Origin of the sequence: Mesorhizobium sp. M0048 (assembly GCF_040323405.1) — a bacterium.
Lineage (GTDB): Bacteria > Pseudomonadota > Alphaproteobacteria > Rhizobiales > Rhizobiaceae > Mesorhizobium.
In genome coordinates, this window is sequence record NZ_JAMYUV010000004.1 from 212,908 (window position 1) to 230,299 (window position 17,392).

At 61.1% G+C, this 17,392-nt stretch carries 16 protein-coding genes, 1 tRNA gene and 2 pseudogenes; 10 read left to right on the forward strand and 9 right to left on the reverse strand.

What is annotated here, in order from left to right:
• Positions 1 to 126 precede the first annotated feature (126 nt).
• Positions 127 to 825 carry a type 1 glutamine amidotransferase domain-containing protein gene (locus tag NKJ84_RS06555; RefSeq protein ID WP_254818257.1) on the reverse strand — a complete coding sequence of 233 codons (699 nt, stop codon included), beginning with the start codon at positions 823 to 825 and terminating at the stop codon, positions 127 to 129.
• A gap of 168 nt (positions 826 to 993) precedes the next feature.
• Here NKJ84_RS06555 and NKJ84_RS06560 point away from each other — a divergent pair.
• The 3 genes and pseudogenes from NKJ84_RS06560 to NKJ84_RS06570 all read left to right on the forward strand — a co-directional run bounded on the left by NKJ84_RS06560 (position 994) and on the right by NKJ84_RS06570 (position 2,975).
• Positions 994 to 1,901 (forward strand): annotated as a pseudogene (locus tag NKJ84_RS06560) (LysR family transcriptional regulator).
• 138 nt (positions 1,902 to 2,039) lie between these two features.
• On the forward strand, positions 2,040 to 2,381 hold the full coding sequence (locus NKJ84_RS06565; protein ID WP_352505816.1) for a nuclear transport factor 2 family protein: 342 nt from the start codon (positions 2,040 to 2,042) through the stop codon (positions 2,379 to 2,381).
• A gap of 147 nt (positions 2,382 to 2,528) precedes the next feature.
• Positions 2,529 to 2,975, forward strand: a complete 447-nt coding sequence (locus NKJ84_RS06570; protein WP_352505818.1) for a nuclear transport factor 2 family protein — start codon at positions 2,529 to 2,531, stop codon at positions 2,973 to 2,975.
• A gap of 56 nt (positions 2,976 to 3,031) precedes the next feature.
• Here NKJ84_RS06570 and NKJ84_RS06575 read toward each other — a convergent pair whose 3' ends face one another.
• Together NKJ84_RS06575 and NKJ84_RS06580 are read right to left on the reverse strand one after the other, a co-directional pair.
• On the reverse strand, positions 3,032 to 3,463 hold the full coding sequence (locus NKJ84_RS06575) for a cupin domain-containing protein (protein ID WP_352477692.1): 432 nt from the start codon (positions 3,461 to 3,463) through the stop codon (positions 3,032 to 3,034).
• 70 nt (positions 3,464 to 3,533) lie between these two features.
• Positions 3,534 to 4,364: a helix-turn-helix transcriptional regulator gene (locus tag NKJ84_RS06580; protein WP_352505819.1), complete on the reverse strand. Its 831-nt coding sequence runs from the start codon at positions 4,362 to 4,364 to the stop codon at positions 3,534 to 3,536.
• A gap of 88 nt (positions 4,365 to 4,452) precedes the next feature.
• Here NKJ84_RS06580 and NKJ84_RS06585 point away from each other — a divergent pair, with 88 nt between their 5' ends.
• Positions 4,453 to 5,652: an amidohydrolase gene (locus NKJ84_RS06585; RefSeq protein ID WP_352505820.1), complete on the forward strand. Its 1,200-nt coding sequence runs from the start codon at positions 4,453 to 4,455 to the stop codon at positions 5,650 to 5,652.
• Here the strand turns inward: NKJ84_RS06585 and NKJ84_RS06590 are convergent.
• From NKJ84_RS06590 to NKJ84_RS06605, 4 genes are all read right to left on the reverse strand, one after another.
• A complete protein-coding gene (locus NKJ84_RS06590; RefSeq protein WP_352505821.1) occupies positions 5,630 to 7,852 on the reverse strand; it encodes a xanthine dehydrogenase family protein molybdopterin-binding subunit in 2,223 nt (740 codons plus the stop codon). The genes NKJ84_RS06585 and NKJ84_RS06590 overlap by 23 nt on opposite strands.
• On the reverse strand, positions 7,849 to 8,838 hold the full coding sequence (locus NKJ84_RS06595) for an FAD binding domain-containing protein (protein WP_352505822.1): 990 nt from the start codon (positions 8,836 to 8,838) through the stop codon (positions 7,849 to 7,851). The genes NKJ84_RS06590 and NKJ84_RS06595 overlap by 4 nt, the downstream gene beginning before the upstream one ends.
• A complete protein-coding gene (locus NKJ84_RS06600; protein ID WP_352505823.1) occupies positions 8,835 to 9,320 on the reverse strand; it encodes a (2Fe-2S)-binding protein in 486 nt (161 codons plus the stop codon). Before NKJ84_RS06600 ends, NKJ84_RS06595 begins: the two co-directional genes overlap by 4 nt.
• A gap of 275 nt (positions 9,321 to 9,595) precedes the next feature.
• Complete coding sequence (locus NKJ84_RS06605; protein ID WP_352477699.1) at positions 9,596 to 10,483, reverse strand: LysR family transcriptional regulator; 888 nt, start codon at positions 10,481 to 10,483, stop codon at positions 9,596 to 9,598.
• A gap of 104 nt (positions 10,484 to 10,587) precedes the next feature.
• Between NKJ84_RS06605 and NKJ84_RS06610 the strand changes: the two genes are divergently transcribed.
• From NKJ84_RS06610 to NKJ84_RS06635, 6 genes and pseudogenes are all read left to right on the forward strand, one after another.
• On the forward strand, positions 10,588 to 11,451 hold the full coding sequence (locus tag NKJ84_RS06610) for an SDR family oxidoreductase (RefSeq protein ID WP_352505824.1): 864 nt from the start codon (positions 10,588 to 10,590) through the stop codon (positions 11,449 to 11,451).
• A gap of 32 nt (positions 11,452 to 11,483) precedes the next feature.
• Positions 11,484 to 11,765: pseudogene (locus NKJ84_RS06615) on the forward strand (AtaL-like protein); the annotation flags it as partial.
• A 341-nt stretch (positions 11,766 to 12,106) separates the two neighbouring features.
• Complete coding sequence (locus NKJ84_RS06620; protein ID WP_352505825.1) at positions 12,107 to 12,616, forward strand: hypothetical protein; 510 nt, start codon at positions 12,107 to 12,109, stop codon at positions 12,614 to 12,616.
• Between the two features lie 192 nt (positions 12,617 to 12,808).
• Positions 12,809 to 13,009, forward strand: coding sequence for a DUF982 domain-containing protein (locus NKJ84_RS06625; protein WP_352505826.1), 201 nt, complete (start codon positions 12,809 to 12,811; stop codon positions 13,007 to 13,009).
• A gap of 68 nt (positions 13,010 to 13,077) precedes the next feature.
• Positions 13,078 to 14,007 (forward strand): hypothetical protein, encoded by a 930-nt coding sequence (locus NKJ84_RS06630; protein WP_352505828.1) that lies wholly within the window; start codon positions 13,078 to 13,080, stop codon positions 14,005 to 14,007.
• A gap of 290 nt (positions 14,008 to 14,297) precedes the next feature.
• Positions 14,298 to 15,131 carry a trypsin-like peptidase domain-containing protein gene (locus NKJ84_RS06635; protein WP_352505829.1) on the forward strand — a complete coding sequence of 278 codons (834 nt, stop codon included), beginning with the start codon at positions 14,298 to 14,300 and terminating at the stop codon, positions 15,129 to 15,131.
• 605 nt (positions 15,132 to 15,736) lie between these two features.
• On the opposite strand, the gene NKJ84_RS06640 is transcribed toward NKJ84_RS06635, so the two are convergent.
• Positions 15,737 to 17,113 carry a tyrosine-type recombinase/integrase gene (locus tag NKJ84_RS06640; RefSeq protein WP_352505830.1) on the reverse strand — a complete coding sequence of 459 codons (1,377 nt, stop codon included), beginning with the start codon at positions 17,111 to 17,113 and terminating at the stop codon, positions 15,737 to 15,739.
• A gap of 93 nt (positions 17,114 to 17,206) precedes the next feature.
• A tRNA-Asn gene (locus tag NKJ84_RS06645) sits at positions 17,207 to 17,281 on the reverse strand.
• Positions 17,282 to 17,392: the final 111 nt, after the last annotated feature.

Genomic DNA, 17,392 nt, shown 5'->3' on the forward strand with positions numbered 1-17,392 from the left:
CCAACCGCGGACACGAGACATGACCCTTTCACTGCAAGACGTTTCGGATCGGCTTGAGACTGTAGCGGGTTCTGAAGTTGATCCGCCGACGCGAGCCGTCGGCAGATCACGGTTGTTCCAGACCGCTCAGGCGGTCTTGCTCTTCCTCTGGCTCAAAGCGCCTAGCAGCGCCTCAGCTGCCTCGCTCGATGATGCTGGGTTCTGACCCGTGATAAGCTGGCCATCGACGACTGTGTGGACGCCCCAGTCCTTGACCTTGGAGAAAACCGCGCCGAGGCTGATCAGCTCGTCCTCGACCAAGAACGGCACGACATTCGTGAGACCTACGGTCTCCTCCTCGCTATTGGTGAAGCCGGTGACGTAGCGTCCCTGCACAAACGGCGTGCCGTCGGGACTGGTCACGCGATGCAGAACGCCCGGTGCGTGGCAAACGAGGGCGATCGGCTTGCCGGCCGCGATGAAGGATCCGATCAGCTTGATCGAATTCGGATCTTCGGCCAAATCCCACAACGGGCCGTGGCCGCCGGGGTAGAAGACCGTGTCGAAGTCCTTCTGGTCGACACTGTCCAGGCGCACGGTTTCTGCGAGCTGCGCCTTGGCAACATCGTCAGCACTGAAGCGCCGTGTAAGGTCGGTCTGGAACATAGGCTCGTCGCTTTTCGGATCGAGAGGCGGCTGGCCGCCCTTCGGCGAGGCGAGGGTGATCTCGGCGCCAGCGTCCTTGAAGACGTAGTAGGGGGCTGCCAGTTCCTCGAGCCAGAAGCCGGTCTTCTTGCCGGTGTTACCGAGAGTGTCGTGGGAGGTGAGTACCATCAGGACTTTCATTGTCGGATCCTTTTCTCAGGTGATGCCGCGCCAATGAGGCGTCGTAGTTGGTTGATTTGGAGCTCGATCGGCCGCGTCGGCCTGTCGATGCACGGATAATGGCACCTGCCCATGTATTTCAGAAATTTATTTCATTTATTTTATATATTCATGTCAGATTATATCTCGATGAGATACGATCTGAACCTGCTCCCGGTTTTCCTCGCCCTGATGGAAGAGCGGAGCGTGACACGGGCAGCAGCGCGACTGGGCATCACCCAGCCGGCGCTGTCCAATTCGTTGAACCGCCTGCGCGACACCCTCCGGGATCCGCTATTCATCCGGGAAAGGTATGGCATAAAGCCGACGCAATTGGCTGAGGAGATCGCTCCGACGATCGAAGCAGCGCTGGCGCAACTGGACGATCTCATTTGAACCAGCAGGAATTTCAGCCAGCAAAGGCCGAACGGCTGTTCACGCTTGCCCCCAACAGTTACGTGGAGCTTGTGTTGATGCCGGCCCTCGTCGCGAGGACGCGTGAGCTGGCGCCTGGTATCAAGCTCCGCATGACAGCATTTGGCAACGATCTCGCCGAGACCGGCGTCATTTCCGGTACCACGGCCATGGTGATTGGCCGGATCGTCGATCCGCCGGGCAATCTTGTCGTCCAGCATCTTATGGACGATGGGCTCGCCTGCGCGGTGCGCAAGGATCATCCCGACGTTCGAGACCATATTTCCCGAGAACAGTATGAAAGGCTCAAGCACGTGAACGTGCTCCCGCCGGGCCGGCTGCGGGCGGGCCTCTTCCAGGCATTGGAGCAACAAAACCTCAAGCGAGAGATTGCCCTTTCTGTCACGCACTTCCTGGCCGTGCCAGAGATGCTTGCCGTCACGGATTACTGCGCAACGCTGCCGAGACTGATCTGCCGCAGCCTTGAGAGGGATCCGCGCCTGAAGATACTACCGCCGCCCGTCGACCTCGGCACTTTTCCAGTGCAGATGGCTTGGCACATTCGCTACCGCCACGACCCAGCCCACAGGTGGTTGCGTTCGATGATCGGCGAATTGGCAAAAGAAATGGCGTCGGAGACCTAAGACGGCTTTCTTGTATCCGCGTTGATGTCCGCAAAGGCCAAACCGGGCCATTCATCGTGCCGTATGCCGAGCACCAGATCCGGACTTGCCCGAGCTATCAGCAAGCGGCAGCTAGGGTCGCACCATGCCGCCAACTAAGTGCTGTCCGTCACGACCGACTATACCAGCCTCTTCGGCGGCGAAGCCGCGACCAGCGGCCGCGACGCGCTGATCGCCCAGTGGCAAGGACTGCTGCCGCGTTTCGACGCCACCCAGCACCTCATCACCAACATCATTGTCGAAGGCGCGGGCAATGACGCGGTTGCACGCAGCCATGTCCGCGCAGCCCACTGGATCACGGGCGGTTCTGGACGGTCGGTGGCAGCTATCTCCACTGGCTGGTGCGGACGCCGGAAGGCTGGCGCGTCAAGGCAATCTCCATCCGCCGCTTGTACGAAGAGGGGGATCGCGCCGTTCTGGCCGCTGCGGCCGACCGGGTAAAGGCGGAGGCCAAATGAGTGTTCGGGTTTGCGCATGCCCAGTCGCGCGGCGAGGTTGCTCGGAGCATCGGCAACGTGAATATTGATCGAAATGTCGGGGCAGGCTTGGCGCATGCGGCATTAGTGCCGCCAACCGCGGAGACGGGACATGACCCTTTCATTGCAAGAGGTTTCGGATCGGCTCGAGATCGAACAGCTGCTTGTTCGCTATTGCTACGCTGTGGACGATCGCGACTGGGACGCCTATCGCAAAATATTCACACTCGATGCCGTGCTTGACGACACTGTAACAGGTGGAATCAGGAGCGGTGTGGATGAGCATGTTGCTTACATGAAAGGCGCCCTTTCGAAGATATTGATCTCGCAACACGCCATTTCGACAATCCTTCTGGACCTCCGAGGGGATGAGGCCAGCGCGCGCGTGCATTGTTCATGCCCGATGGTGGTCGACCTCGGCGAAGGCAAAAGGCAGGTCTTCTTCCAGGGGCTTTGGTATCGAGACCGCGTCGTACGCACGTCCGAGGGCTGGCGCATAAGTGAACTTGTCGAGGAAGGCTATTGGAATCACAATTTGCCGGAGGGGTTCGCGTTCTGACGTCTGTTGCGCGCTGTGCTGGATCCGCCCCCGGACGCCATTTTCAGACGTGGCAGCTACTGGCGCAACACGGTGTTCTTGGTGCCTTCTTCGACCTGGTCGATGACCAGCAGCTTGACCGGATCGGCGCCGACATTGGTCGCCTGATGCCATTGCCCGATCATCTCGATGATGAAATCACCTGTTTGATAGGTGTTGCTCTTGCCGGTCTCGACGTTGGTGACCTGAAGCGTGCCAGCCTCGACATAGGCATAGCGCGGAAACGGATGCTTGTGGACCGGCAAGGTCGCGCCCGGCGCGATCTGATAGGCCGAGACCAGGACCTGGACGTTCTTCTGGGGCAGCGTGATCGGCTGGCCGGACGCGGTCTCGGTGCGAGAGGCAAGCGGGGTTACGACAACCGGCGTCCCGCTGGCATCCAGCGCCTGGGCGCTGTTTGCAAACAGTGCAGCCGTGAGCAGCAGCGTCGGTGCCAAGATTTTTCGCATGATTCCCCCCGAACTGCGTCAGCATTGCGCAGCAAGCTTTGAGGCGCAAGGTTGTCTGTTCAGGAGCGCCTTATCCCGCTCTTCTGAACATGCCCGGCGTCATACCATGCATGGCCCGGAATGTACGGGAAAAATGGCTCTGGTCGGCGAAATCCGCCGTAATAGCGGCGTCGGCGAGGCCAAATCCCTGTTCGATCAGCGCGCTCGCCCGGCGCAATCGCCGGTCGCGGATATAGGCCGCCGGCGTCAGGCCAATTGCCTTGTTGAAATCGCGGATGACCTGGAACCGGGTCACGCCAGCCGCGCCGGCAAGCCGCTTGAGGTCGAGCTGCGAGCCAAGCTCGCTTTCGACAAGATCGCGGTACAGCGAAAATCTTCGCTGCGATCCGCAGCTTTCGATCTCTTCGGCCGGTCCGCTCGAGTCGCCATGCCGAACGATCAGTTGTCTAAGCGCCACGAGCAGGGACGTCTCTGCCGTCATTGTGTCCGGGGATGTCGAGCCCTGGTGCGCTGCCGTCAATGCTGCGGCGAGACTGCTGTCTTCGATCGTCGCGCGCGAAAACGCCGGAGCGCCGTCGCGGCCGAGTTCGCGGGTAAGCGCGGTCATCATCGGCACCGAAGGATAAAATGTCCGGTAGGCCCAGCCTTCATCCGCCCCGCGTTCGCCGTCATGCCACTCTTCAGGATTGACGACGGCAATGGCGCCCGCCGGAGCGAGAACGCTTTGACGGCCGATGCGAATGCGCTCGCAGCCGGCGGTGATCAGGGCGATCACATAGGTCGGGTGCGTGTGCAGGTCGTAGCGGTGCTGGGTGAAGCGCGCCTTGAACAGGCCCAGGTCGGGGAAGCACGGATGGCGCCAGTATTTCCCGGTCTCTGCCGCTTCGATTGTCTTTGCCATGGTCAATCCGGTTCAAGACGCTTTTCGTCGGGCCTTCTATGGCTGGCAGGATCAAAGCGCGCCGCCTTGCCGGCGTGAAGGAGGCATCATGCTGCATAATGACCCCATCGCCGCCCTGACACCAGAGGTCGTAGGCTGGCGGCACCATATCCATGCCAATCCGGAGCTCGGATTCAATGAATACGAAACGGCGCGTTTCGTTGCAGAGAAGCTGCGCTCCTTCGGCGTCGACGAGGTGCATGAAGGGATCGGCGGCACCGGCGTCGTCGGTGTCCTGCGCAGCGGTGGCGGCGCACGCGCCATCGGCCTTCGCGCCGAGCTCGACGCGCTTCCGGTGCTGGAGAAAACCGGCTTGGCCTATGCCTCAAGGAAAGAAGGAGTAATGCACGCCTGCGGCCATGACGGCCACACCGCCATGCTGCTCGGCGCCGCCAAACTGCTCAGTCAATCGCGCACCTTCGACGGCACCGTCACTTTCATCTTTCAGCCGGCCGAGGAAAACGAGTGCGGCAGCATGCGCATGATCGAGGACGGCTTGTTCAAGCGCTTTCCGGTCGAGGCGGTCTATGCGGTCCACAACTGGCCGGGCGTCAGGCTGGGAACGGTCGCCGCCCGCGCTGGTGCGCAAATGGCGGCCGTGGATAATTTCGAACTGATCTTCGAGGGTCTTGGCGCGCATGCCGCGATGCCGCAGCTCGGCGACGACCCGATCCTGGCCGCCGGCGCCTTTGTGCAAGCCGTCCAGCGCATCGTCAGCCGCTCGGTCGACCCGCAAAGCGCGCTTGTCGTCAGCCTCACGCAGATCCATGGCGGCAATGTCGGCAACATCGTGCCGGGCAAGGTCTGGCTGCAAGGCACCTGCCGCTTCTTCGAGCCCGGCCTTTCCGATCACTGCGAGATGCTGATCGGGGAGATCGCACAAGGCATTGCCGCCGCGTATTCGCTCAACGCCAGGCTCGACTACAGGAAGGGCCATCCGCCGCTGATCAACACGGCGGACGCGACGACCCGCGCCGTCGAGGCGGCGGCCTCCGTCGTCGGCCGGGAGAATGTCTTGACCGAGTTCAGCCCCAGTCTCGGCTGCGAGGATTTCGCTTTCATGATCCGCGACGCCGGCGGCTGTTATGCGTGGATCGGTGCCGGCGAGGTCGGCCCGGGCGAAGGCCTGCATGGCGACCGCTACGTCTTCAACGACGAGATCGTGCCGACGGTGATGCGCTATTACCTCAACCTCGTCGAGCAGACGCTTGCGCGGGCCGGTCCTTCTACAGCAGTTTTTCCGGCGTGATCGGCAACTCCCGGATCCGCTTGCCTGTGGCGTCGAAGACGGCATTGGCCACCGCAGCGGCAACGCCGGTGGCGCCGAGCTCGCCGATGCCCTTGCCGCCGATCGGGCTGGCATGCTCATCCACCTCGTCGACGAAGTGGATTATGATGTCGCCGGGAATGTCGGCATTGACCGGAATGGCGACCCCGGAAAGGTTCTTCGACAGGAACCGCCCAAGCACTGGTTCGTGCCTGCTCTGCTCCATCGCCGCCATGCCCCAGCCCCAGATGATGCCGCCCGTCATCTGGCTGCGGGCGGTGCGGGGATTGACGATGCGGCCGGCGCTGTAGCTGCCGACGGCGCGACGAAGCCTGAGCAGGCCGAGCCCCGGATCGACGCCGACCTCCATGAAAATCGCGCCGAAAGTGCGCATGGCGAGGCCTTTGCCATGCTGCGCCGGATCGAACGAGCCGGAGCCGATGATCTCGCCGATGTCGGTATGCCTCATAACGTCGGCGATCGTCTGACCGCCGGCAGCGCCTTTGCGCCGAATCTTGCCGTCCTGCATCTCCACCTCGTCCGGCAGCAGATTGGCAAGACGGGCAAGCTGCGAACGCGCATCTTCGGCGGCGGCAAGCACCGCCGCGCCCACCCCCATGGTCGATGACGAGCCATAGGTCGGTCCCGCCTCCGGCAGCTCTGTATCGCCCATTTCCAACTCGATCTTCTCCATCGGCAGGCCCAGCACATCGGCCGCGATCTGCGGAAAGATGGTGAGTGTTCCGGTCCCTATGTCCTGGGTGCCGGTGCGGATGAGCACTCTGCCGTCCCTGTGCAGCCTGACCTCGGCTGCAGGCGTCGGGTGGCGGAAACAGCCCATGGTACAGGTCGCCATGCCGTAGCCGATCAGCCAATCGCCATCGCGTTGCGGCTTGCGCGGGCGCTCGCGCCAGCCGAACAGGCGGGCGCCTTCCTCATAAGCCTCGCGCAGCTTCTTCGATGACCAGGGCTGGCCGGTGGCCGGATCCGTGTCCGCATGGTTGATCAGACGCAGGTCGAGCGGATCGATGCCGAGGCGGTGGGCGAGCTCGTCCATCGCGCTTTCGAGGGCCCAGGTACCCGGACCCTCGACCGGCGCGCGCAGCGCCGTCGGCATGGCGACGTTCGCGCGCTCGACACGCTGGCTGAGACGCATGGCCGGCGTGGCATAAAGACCCTTCGAGGCTTCGGTGGCGAACTCGACGAAATCGTCGCTCACGGTGGTCAGGTTGACCACGTCCTGTTGCACGGCGGTCAGCTTGCCCGACCTGTCCGCTGCCAGCACGATCTTCTGTGCCATGCGCGGCTGGTAGCCGAGGCAGGAATAGGCATTGGCGCGGCTCAGCGCCAGCCTGACCGGGCGCTGCATGATGCGCGCCGCGGCGGCGGCCAGCACCTGATGCGGCCAGATCCAACCCTTGCCGCCGAAGCCGCCGCCGGTATGGCGGGAAATCACGCGGACCTTCCCGGCGGGAACATTCAAACGGGCGGCAAGCACCTGGCGGACACCATAGACGTGTTGCGTGGCGTCGTGCAGCGTCAGCTCTCCGTCGTTCCACTCAGCGAGCGTCGCCGAGGGCTCCATGGCGTTGTGGTGGCGCGACGGCTGCAGGTAGACGGCTTCGACCATGGCGGCTGCGTCGCTAAGCCCGCGGTCGACGTCGCCCTTGGTAAATGTCGGCTCCAGGAACAGGAAGCCGCTCTCCCTCGGCACGACCGCAGCCTTGTCGATGGCGGTCCACTCCGGCAGTGCCGGCAATTCCGGCTCGGCGAACTCGAAGCGCAATGCGACGTGGCGGGCACCGGCCTCCGCCGCCTCCAGCGTCTCGCCCAACACAATGGCAAGCGGCTGACCCTCGTGACGTATCTCGTCGCCCTGCATGGGCATGAAGCTCTGCGCTGCCGGTGGGCCTTCGGCCTGCTGCATCTGCGTATCGGGCTCGGCCCTCGGCGATGCGAACCGGCCGAATTTGGGCATGTCCTCATGCGTGAGCACACGCACGACGCCCTTCTCGGCGAGCGCGTCGTCGACCATGATCGACGTCACGCGGCCGGCCGGAACGGGCGCGGTCACGAGTACCGCATAGAGCAGGTCGGGGGCGAAATAGTCGGCCGCATAGCGGGCGCGGCCGGTGACCTTGACGCCGCCGTCAGGGCGGGCAACAGGCTGGCTGATCATCATGACGGCATCCTCGCTGCTCTTTCGATCGCCCGCAAAGCGGCGGTCTTGGCCAGTTCGATCTTGTAGGCGTTCTGCGACAAGGGACGCGCTTGGGCGAAGGATTGCTCGATAGCGGTGCTCAACGCCTCGCGATCGCCGATTTCGGCACCGGCGAGCTGCTCCTCGGCGGCGCTCAGCCGCCACGGTCGCAGCGCCACGGACCCCAGCGCCAGGGCCGCCCGACGGATGGTTTGGCCGTCCATCTCCAGCACAGCGGCGGCAGAGACGATGGCGTATTCGTAGGATTCGCGCTCGCGCACCTTGAGGTAAGCAGATCGCGGCGCCGGCGCCGGCAGCTCGATTGCCGTGATCAGTTCGCCTTGCTGCAACACATTGTCTGCCTCGGGCCGCGTGTCGGGAAGCAGGTGGAATTCCGCTGCCGGAATGCGCCGGCCGCCGCTGCGGTGCGCGGTGACGATGACCGCATCAAGTGCTGCCAGCGCCACGGCCGGGTCGGATGGCTGGGTGGCGACGCAATCCTCGGTCCAGCCGAATATCGCGTGATTGTCGTTGATGCCATGCAATGCCGAACAGCCGGAGCCGAGCTGACGCTTGTTGCATGGCAACTGCTCTTCGGCACGAAAATAGGCACAGCGCGTCTTCTGCAGAAGATTGCCGCCTATCGTTGCCAGGTTTCTCAGCTGCGGCGATGCGGCGTTGAGGATCGCCTGGCTCAACACCGGATAGTCGCGCGCGACCAACGCATGCAGCGCGACATCGTTGAGATGCATCAGCGCGCCGATCGTCAAGCCGCCGCCGGGCAGTGGTTCGACCTGATCCAGCCCGTCGAGGCGGGAGATGTCGATGATCCGGGTCGGCTCGGCAATGCCAAGGCGCAGCCAGTTGAGCAATTCGGTGCCGCCGGCGAGAAAGGCGCTGTCCGGCGCGGCACCGGCTGCGATCGTGTCGCCCAGGCTGTCGGCGCGTGCATAGACGAATGGGGTCATTGGCTCGCCCTCCCGGCGGCTGCGCGCACCGCCTCGACGATTTGCGGATAGGCCGAGCAGCGGCACAGATTACCGCTCATCCATTCGCGGATCTCGGCATCGGAGCCGGTATGTCCCTCCTCGATCAGCGCCGCCGCCGACATCACCTGGCCGGGCGTGCAGAATCCGCACTGAAAACCATCATGATCGATGAACGCCTGCTGCACGGGATGAAGCGCATCGCCGTCTGCCAGCCCTTCGATGGTCGTAACCTCGCGTCCCTCGGCGGACACGGCAAGTATCATGCAGGCATTCACACGCCGCCCGTCGAGATGCACGGTGCAGGCGCCGCACTCGCCGAAATTGCATCCCTTTTTCGTTCCGGTCAGATGAAGCCGCTCGCGCAGCAGGTCGAGCAGCGTGACGCGGGTATCGAGATCGGAAAGGCTGTGATCCTCTCCGTTCACCCGCAACTTCAATAGGTGCCGATCGTGGAAGTTCATGTGGGGTACCTCGAAGCACATGCCGTACTCGCCGCAAGGACTCGTCCAGCAAGCAGCCACCCACCTGTCGAGGCGAAATAGGGCGGTCGATTCCGGGGAAAAGGCGCTGCCGGTCAGGGAAGGCTAAAAAACGCGCATTCGAGATTTGCGGCGGAAAGGCCCTGAATGCCGTCGCAAAAAGTGCACTGTCACCGTAATTTCGTAATTCGGATGTGAAGTAACGCTGAGAGATTTATGGAGTAACGCATCAGCTTGGTTAGCCAGTTTCCTGGGAGTCATTTGCCGATATAGGCGGCCAGCTCGTCAGGTGTCCCCATGGGAAAGGCGCGTTTCAGATGGTCGAGGAATGCGGAGACGCGCGCGCTCAGCAGTCGCCGAGAGGGATAGAGTGTCCACAGGGCGATGTCGGGTCCCTCGACATCCCCCAAAAGTACCAGCGTTCCGTCCGCCAGATCATGGCTCACTAGCGACACCGGAAGGCGTCCCGCGCCGACGCCCGCTCGCACGGCATCCCGGACCATGATGAGCGACGACAACGCAAGGACGGGCTCGATCGCGATTGTTAACCGGCCAGTGGGCGTCTTCACGTCCCAAGCCCTGCGGTCTGTCGAACGCATGACGGCCGGGGTTGCCAGGCCTTCGGCCGGCTGGGCGAGGTCAGGACTTGCCACGACCACCAGCCGATCACGCAGAAAGGCTCGCCCAACGAGGCTCTCATCCGGATCCGGATTGACCCGGATCACCAGGTCAAATCCCTCTTCGATCATGTCGACGACGCGGTCTTCGGTCGTGACCTCGAGCCTGACCTCCGGGTATTTCAGGGCGAAGCCGGCGGCGATCTTCCCCATGGCGGTCTGTGCGAACAGCAATGGGGCGCTGATCCGCAACCGGCCGCGCGGCCTTTCGCCGCCTGAGGCGATCGCCGCCGTCGTCTCTTCGAGCTCGGAAAGCAACCGGCCCGCGCGCTCGAAAAGCGCGCGTCCTTCTTCCGTCAGCTTTAACGCGCGCGCGCCACGCTCAAACAGCCGTAGATCCAGACTCGCCTCCAGCTCCGCCACGCGTCGGGACAAGGTGGCTTTCGGGCGCCCGGCAGCGCGGGCGGCCTTACCGAAGCCCCCGTGGCGGGCGACCAGATTGAAATCAGCAAGGGCAAGTAGATCCATGTGTTCCACCTGTGGGACGGCGTGTTCAGATATAATGCCTACCGACACAAACGTGGATCACTAATTTTGTGGGACGCCATCCGGCTCAACTCAGGAGTAATCCCATGACCATTCTCGTTACCGGCGCGACCGGCAATGTCGGCCGCAACGTAGTCGAACAGCTCGTGAAGCGTGGCGCCGATGTGCGCGCTTTGGTTCGCGATCCCTCGAAGGCCAATTTCCCCACTGGCGTAGATGTCGTGCAGGGCGACCTGCTCGATGTCGATTCCCTGCGCAAGGCGTTCTCCGGCGTCTCCACCCTTTTCCTGCTGAACGCGGTGGTGGCCGACGAATACACCCAGGCGCTGGTAGCGCTGGCCGTTGCTCGCGAGGCCGGCCTCGAGCGGATCGTCTACCTGTCGGTGATCCACAGCGATCTCTACGTCAACGTGCCGCATTTCGCGGGCAAGTTCGGCGTCGAGCGGATGATCGAGCAGATGGAGCTCAACGCCACCATCCTGCGGCCCGCCTACTTCATGGACAACGACATCACGATCAAGGACGTGGTGATCGGCTACGGCATCTATCCGATGCCGATCGGAGCCAAGGGCATCGCCATGATCGACGCGCGGGACATCGGCGAGATCGCCGCGATCGAACTCATCCGCCGCGAGCAGGCCGCGGCGCCGCTGCCGTTCGACCGCATCAACCTGGTCGGCCCCGACACGCTGACTGGCACGGACGTCGCAGCCATCTGGACGGACGTCCTCGGTCGACATATCGCGTATCCCGGCGACGACACCGCCGGCTTCGAGCAGAACCTGCGGCAGTTCATGCCGAGCTGGATGGCGCTCGACATGCGCCTGATGGCCGAGCGCTTCCTCACGGACGGCATGGTCCCCGATGCCGGCGATGTCGATCGGCTGACCGCGCTGCTGGGCCGACCGTTGCGCTCCTATCGCGACTATGCGGCCGCAATTGCCGGCTGAGGCCCATCACCGACGTTCTGTCCAGGAGACATATCACGATTTACTCGACCGCTACCGTTCCGGTGAATCCCCGAGGCGAGACCAAGCTGACCCGTGCGCAGATATGGCAGGGCCTGGAACTCAAGGCGCGCGACGCCCGCCTGTTCCTGCCCGCAGGCCTCTGCACCCGTTGCGACGTCGTGGAGGAGAGCGCGACCCACTTCGTGCGCGAAGCTATGATCGCCGGTACTGATCTGCGCGAAATCATCATGATCGAGCCGGAAAGCAAGGTCACCTTCTTCCAGGCGGCCGGTCCGCGCGAAGGCGCGGAAATCGCCTTCATAGCTAGTGGTCGGGTCATTCACATCAGAAAGTTGCGCCAACGGCAATTGCAACCAGCTGGTGAGCGAGCTGCTTCATAAGCACGGACGAAACGCAAAGCCAGTCCGTCAAAACGCGGGTGTAGATGACGTACTGTTTCACGGCTTTGTCCAGCTCAAGCGTTGTGCCTGACAAGGTGGTGGCCGAAGCATTGTCTAACGTCAACGTTCGTTGTGACTGTCAAGGAGGCGCGGCCAAATCTTCCATGAGGCCGGTCTCCATCGAAGGCCAAATGGGATGGCTAGGAGGCGCGCAGTCCCTCTGGTAGTCTCAACGAAGGGCGTGGGGGATTATCATGGCAAAGACGGCCAAAAACTTCTTTGATGGACTGACTGAGGAGCAGCGTGAGAAATTTGCGTTGAGTTTTGCCGAGCATCTCAAGGCAGGATCGGCAGGGAAGGTTCTTGTGCTGTGTGGCATGTTGGACAAAAAGTTGCTCGACTTGCTGGCAGCGAACATGAGCGGGCTGAACAAAACCAACAAGGACGCATTGTTCAAAGGAACGGGTGGACTTGCGACTTTCAGTTCGCGCATTCATCTTGCGCACGCGCTTGGACTGGTCGAGCCGAGTGCGGCGGCGCAGCTACACAGGCTCAGAAAGATTAGAAACTGTTTTGCGCACAGCGACGTTGTGATCGATTTCGATCACGCTGATGTCGACAAGCTGATGAAGTCCCTAGACAGAAAAGGCGTTCCTTCGAAGGCCAAATCTATGGGCACGATTAATGCGATAGGAAAGATGCTGCTTGGAGCCATCGAAGGTGCGATGCCCGCCAAACCAGCGGCGAAGAGCAAGGCCCAATGACCCAACTCGCCAGCAATTCCGAAACAGCACGTGGCGCCCGGGGGGCACGGGGGGCTTCGCGCGAGCCAGTTATCCAATCCCCCGCTCGGAAATTTCTGCCAAACATTCCCGACCTCTATTAGCTTCCCCTCATGGCTCTTCACTGGTTCAACTCTCCGGTGTACGTCAAGGCGGATCGACCTGGGCTCCGCTATGGGGTTCAGCCACGACGAGGGCGCCGCCGAGCAGCTCCAGTGGACCAAGCTTGGCCCCAAATGGAAACAGGCGGTCGAGACCTGCATGGCCGCCATGGCAGGAGACATGCCCTCTCAGGATGCCCGTAGAGCATTCGAGGCGGCGGCCAGGAGAAGGGGACGTTGCTATCCCCGCTCTAGCCTCGGGGATGCCCCGTAGGTTCAGTTCATGGAGCCAGAATCGGGGATTTGATGTAGATTGTCCTCAATAGAATTTCGCGGGGGACTATGGCGCAATCAAGCGGGTATTTCGGATGCACCGACAAAGACGGAAAGGGCCAAGGGATGTGGCATTTCGATGGAACAGTCGCGACACGGATCGGTATTCCTGAGCCGCTCAATCACGAGTCAGCGCACGTCGTGGTTCCGTCAGGGCGCGACGTCTTCGATGCTGTCGGGACAAAATTGGCGCAACTCATTCCAGAGTCAGCACCCTTCGCCTTTGAGCATACACACCTCAAACCGGGGCAGTACTATCCCCGCATGTCTAGAGTGGTTGATCAGCATGTTGGTAGCCCAAATGCGGTCTACCATTGCCCGGGTTCGAATACCGTAGAGTCCCAGCTTGCGGTCATGCGCGGGCAGCTAGTCTCGCTCACGCACAAGCTAACTGACATTTGCCAAACTGTTCACCGTTCGCCGTCAAACTTCAAAGTGTACGGGCACGAGATAAGAAACCTCCTCATTCTTGCGTGCACTGAAGTGGAAATGCATTGGCGTGGTGTGCTTGAGGCGAATGGGCAGTCAGGTAAATTCACCACGCAGAACTACGTCGCGCTTCAAAATGCGATGCGCCTGGGTGAGTTTGGAATCTTGCTCCCATACTATCCGTGGATGAAGGAGGTGAGACCATTTGAGGGTTGGGACAGCGCCCGTCCAACGGAATCGCTCCCTTGGTATCGGGCGTACAACGCAGTGAAACATGATCGCGAGGGAAGTTTTGAAGAAGGGACGCTATCCCACGCTGTCGATGCTGTCGTTGCCTGCGCCGTCATGCTGATCGCCCAATTTGGACAAATGGAAGCATTTCGTTGGCGTTCAGAGTTTGGCTACTTCTTCCAAGTGGCGTCTAAGCCGAATTGGAAGATCTCGGAATCGTACATCCACCCTTATGATGGTCATTCGGCAGGACTGACGCCGGTGCTGTATCCGTTCTAAGAATAGGAATGGCCGAAATCGGATTTACAACCGAGGCTACGCAAGGGGTAGCAAAATAGGGGGGCGAGAAAGTGGTGATTACACCACCTATTTCAATACTGAAATCATTGTGGTCACGCCGATCAGATGGACGGTGGGGCGTCACTGATCTTAGAGGTCTCGAATTGACGCCTAAGCCGGGTTTCGATTCTGACTATTTCACATTTGAGGGCAACATTGAACTTCTGACCTCCACCCCGAGCCGAAACATACATGAAGCTCTGGCTTCTTTTGGACCCGCAGACTTTCTCATGAAGCAGAGTATCGTTCCTGTCGTTGCCTGGAGGGAGGGCGACGATTTTATTCGGTGTATCGGGACCGGTTCCGTTATTAGTTGCTCTGGCTACGTCATGACCGCAGCCCACATTCTTATGGACCCCTTCGACAGCGGCTACGGTGCGACGCGACAGGGGAACCAAATGGTCTTCGCAGAGGCGCTAAATTTCGGCGTCATCGTCCCCTATAGCCCTGCCTACGGGACGCGTGGATTTAGGTACTTTTCCTTTCAGAAATACTGGCTATGGGGCCGCTGGAAGGAAAGTCCCCTCGTCTATGAGAAGGATAGGTTTGAGTACTCGACGGACATTGCGATCTGCAAAATCGCAGAGATGCCCCACGGCGCTGCGCATCAACCTCTGAGTTTGTCGTTGAACCCATTCATACCGGGCGAAGCAGCGTACTCGCTGGGCTATGCGGAGATGAACGACATTCCCTTAGACTACGGTAAGGGCGGAATGGTCATCAAAGAGTTCGAAATGGACCTTTTCGTCTCTGTAGGTGAAGTGATGCGAGTATTTCCCGAGAACCATTTGCAGAAAGACGTATCCACCCCGGGACCCTGCTTCGATTTCAACGCAAAAATTCCCGGCAAAATGAGCGGAGCGCCTATTTTTGGCGCCCAAGGAGCGGTCATTCGTGGTGCCGTCAGTCGGAGCTTTTCAGGCGAGCGGCATGCGTTTGGCGCGATGCTAGGGCCCGCGATGCATTTACCCCTCGATGAACCTCAAATCACCGGCCGGACACTCCGGACCCTCATGGAGACAGGAAACGAGGGCATGGCTCAAGTGCAGGGGGCGGGTCTGTAGCCTATGGTTCAGATGCCGCGTCTGTTGCGGCCTTGTTCCTACAGCAACGGCACTTCGGCCCCGGCATGGACGGTCCGTGCGGAAAGGTGATCTGCGTGACGGCTTCTAGCGATTCGGCATCGCCCGGGCCCGTGCGCTGCCCGCAGTCCCCGCGGCGGGTTGATAATTGTGGGTTTAGGTCTTTGCCTTTGTGTCTGGCTATCCGTCGATAGGAAGCCCCCAGACCCCGGACTTTCACGGGATTAGTCGCCTTGCTCGGGGTTGTCCCGATGCTGGAGCCGCCCGGTTCCTCCCCGGTCTGGCCTTTGGTTCCGCTGTACGGGGCACAAAGGTCCCCTGCGCCGGGGAGTGTCCCCGGTCCCGTCATGACAACGATGTCGTTTGGTGATGCATAGATGCCAGCGAGATCAGCCTATCGCAAGCAGAAAATACCAGCAAAAACAGCTATTTGGTAGACGCACTGGATCTAACATCCCTTGCGCGCATCAGTGATTTCAGGGACTTGCAGCAATCCATGCCACAGATGTGGGAAAAATCCTGTGACATGTGACACGAAAAAAGTTGCGGGTAGGGCCGATTTGTTGCCACGACGCAACACGTTTGGGTCAGGCAAGTGCCTTCTCAAGCGCCCGTCTGGCGACCTCAAGCCGCGCCTCGTCACCCCCGTAGTCCTCCCCAACGCTGCCCGAGGAGTGACCCAGCACAATGTCTTGGTCCGAGTTGGTGACCCCGGCCAATCTCAATCGGTCCTTCATGAGATGCCGAAGCGAATGGGTTGTGGCCTTCGGATCGGTCACACAAGCCCGAACGTGCTTGCCCAAGGCGGCAGACGCTGAGGACGCGCCTTTGGGACGCCCGTAGGTCGGAAAGAGCATCGTTGCGCTGCCGGCAGCTTTGACGGCTTCCTTTGCAGCGTCCAGCGCGCCACCTATCAGCGGCACATTTCGCCGAGAAACCTTGTTCTTAATGCGTCGGTCGTCGTGCCACTCGACCGTGATGTGCGGAATGGCGTGGTCAAGATGGACGTCCGCAACACGAAGACCTGAGACCTCGGCGAGGCGGCATCCGGTACCATTTAGGATTGCCCAGATGTGTTGAAGGTCTGCCTTCGCATGGTACGCGATGCGGGCGGTTATGGCTGTGACCTCGGCCTGCGTGAAGGGGCGGCGCTTGTCCTTATCGGGCTCGGCCTTGTCCTTCGGCGCAGCTTCCAAATTCATGAATGGGTTGATGACGCCGGCCAGGTCAAACTCCCTGACAGCATGGTTTATCACCGCGCGGACGACGTTCAGATAGCGGTCCACAGAAGACGCCTTGCGACCGTCGAGCATGTGGTCACGGACTTCCTTGGCGTCTTCGCGCTTGAGGCTGGACAGTTTGCGGTCCTTGCCAAGTGCTTCGCCGACCAGCTTGAAGACCCGATCAAGCTCCATTTGCTTCGTTTCGTCGTCCCCGACACGCTCCTTGAGATAAAGGCGCTTGGCGTCTTCGAGAGTTGGATCGGGCCGCTGTTGGCGCTGGCTGAGCAGAAGCGCATGGAGGAGGGCGCGGTCTTCCACTGCAATGCCGACAGGATTGCCATCAGGGTCCACGGGGTACTTCCCTGCAATCTGCTCAGCGATCACCTCACGTGCGAGCGCCTCCGGATCATCCTCATCCTCGGGGCCGCTCCACTCGGGATCTAGATTAAGCGCCCTGAGCTGCGAACGGCTCCGCCTGAATTGCTCAAACGCGGTCGGGGAGGGCACGTTGTCATGGCCACCGCCTTGCGAGACTCGGTGCGGCTGTGACCAAAGGCGCAACTGCTGCTCTGCCCGGGCATGCACCTTGGGGTACGCCTTTAGAGCTTGGTGTTCGGTAGCCCCGAGCGGAACGAGGATTTCCAACTTGCCCGCAGCGGCCTGAAGTTTCTTTGGGATTTTGCGCCGATAGCGCCAGCCGGCAAGGCCACGTTTCTGGATGTGCTTCACGTCGATCTTCATAGCTCAAGGTACCCCGCAGTGTATCTCGCGGTGTATCTCTGGGGAAGCGGAAACCCTTGCAATCCTTGGGTTTCAAGACTTTTCTGGATTAAGTGGCTCCCCGGGCCGGATTCGAACCAGCGACCAACCGGTTAACAGCCGGTTGCTCTACCACTGAGCTACCGGGGAACAGAGGCTCTTGCGTGAGTGGGGCAGCCTATAGCAAACCCGTTTCGGCTTTGCAAAGAAGCATTTCGCATTTTTTCGGTGCTTTTTGGCGCAGGGCTTGCTGGCAATGGC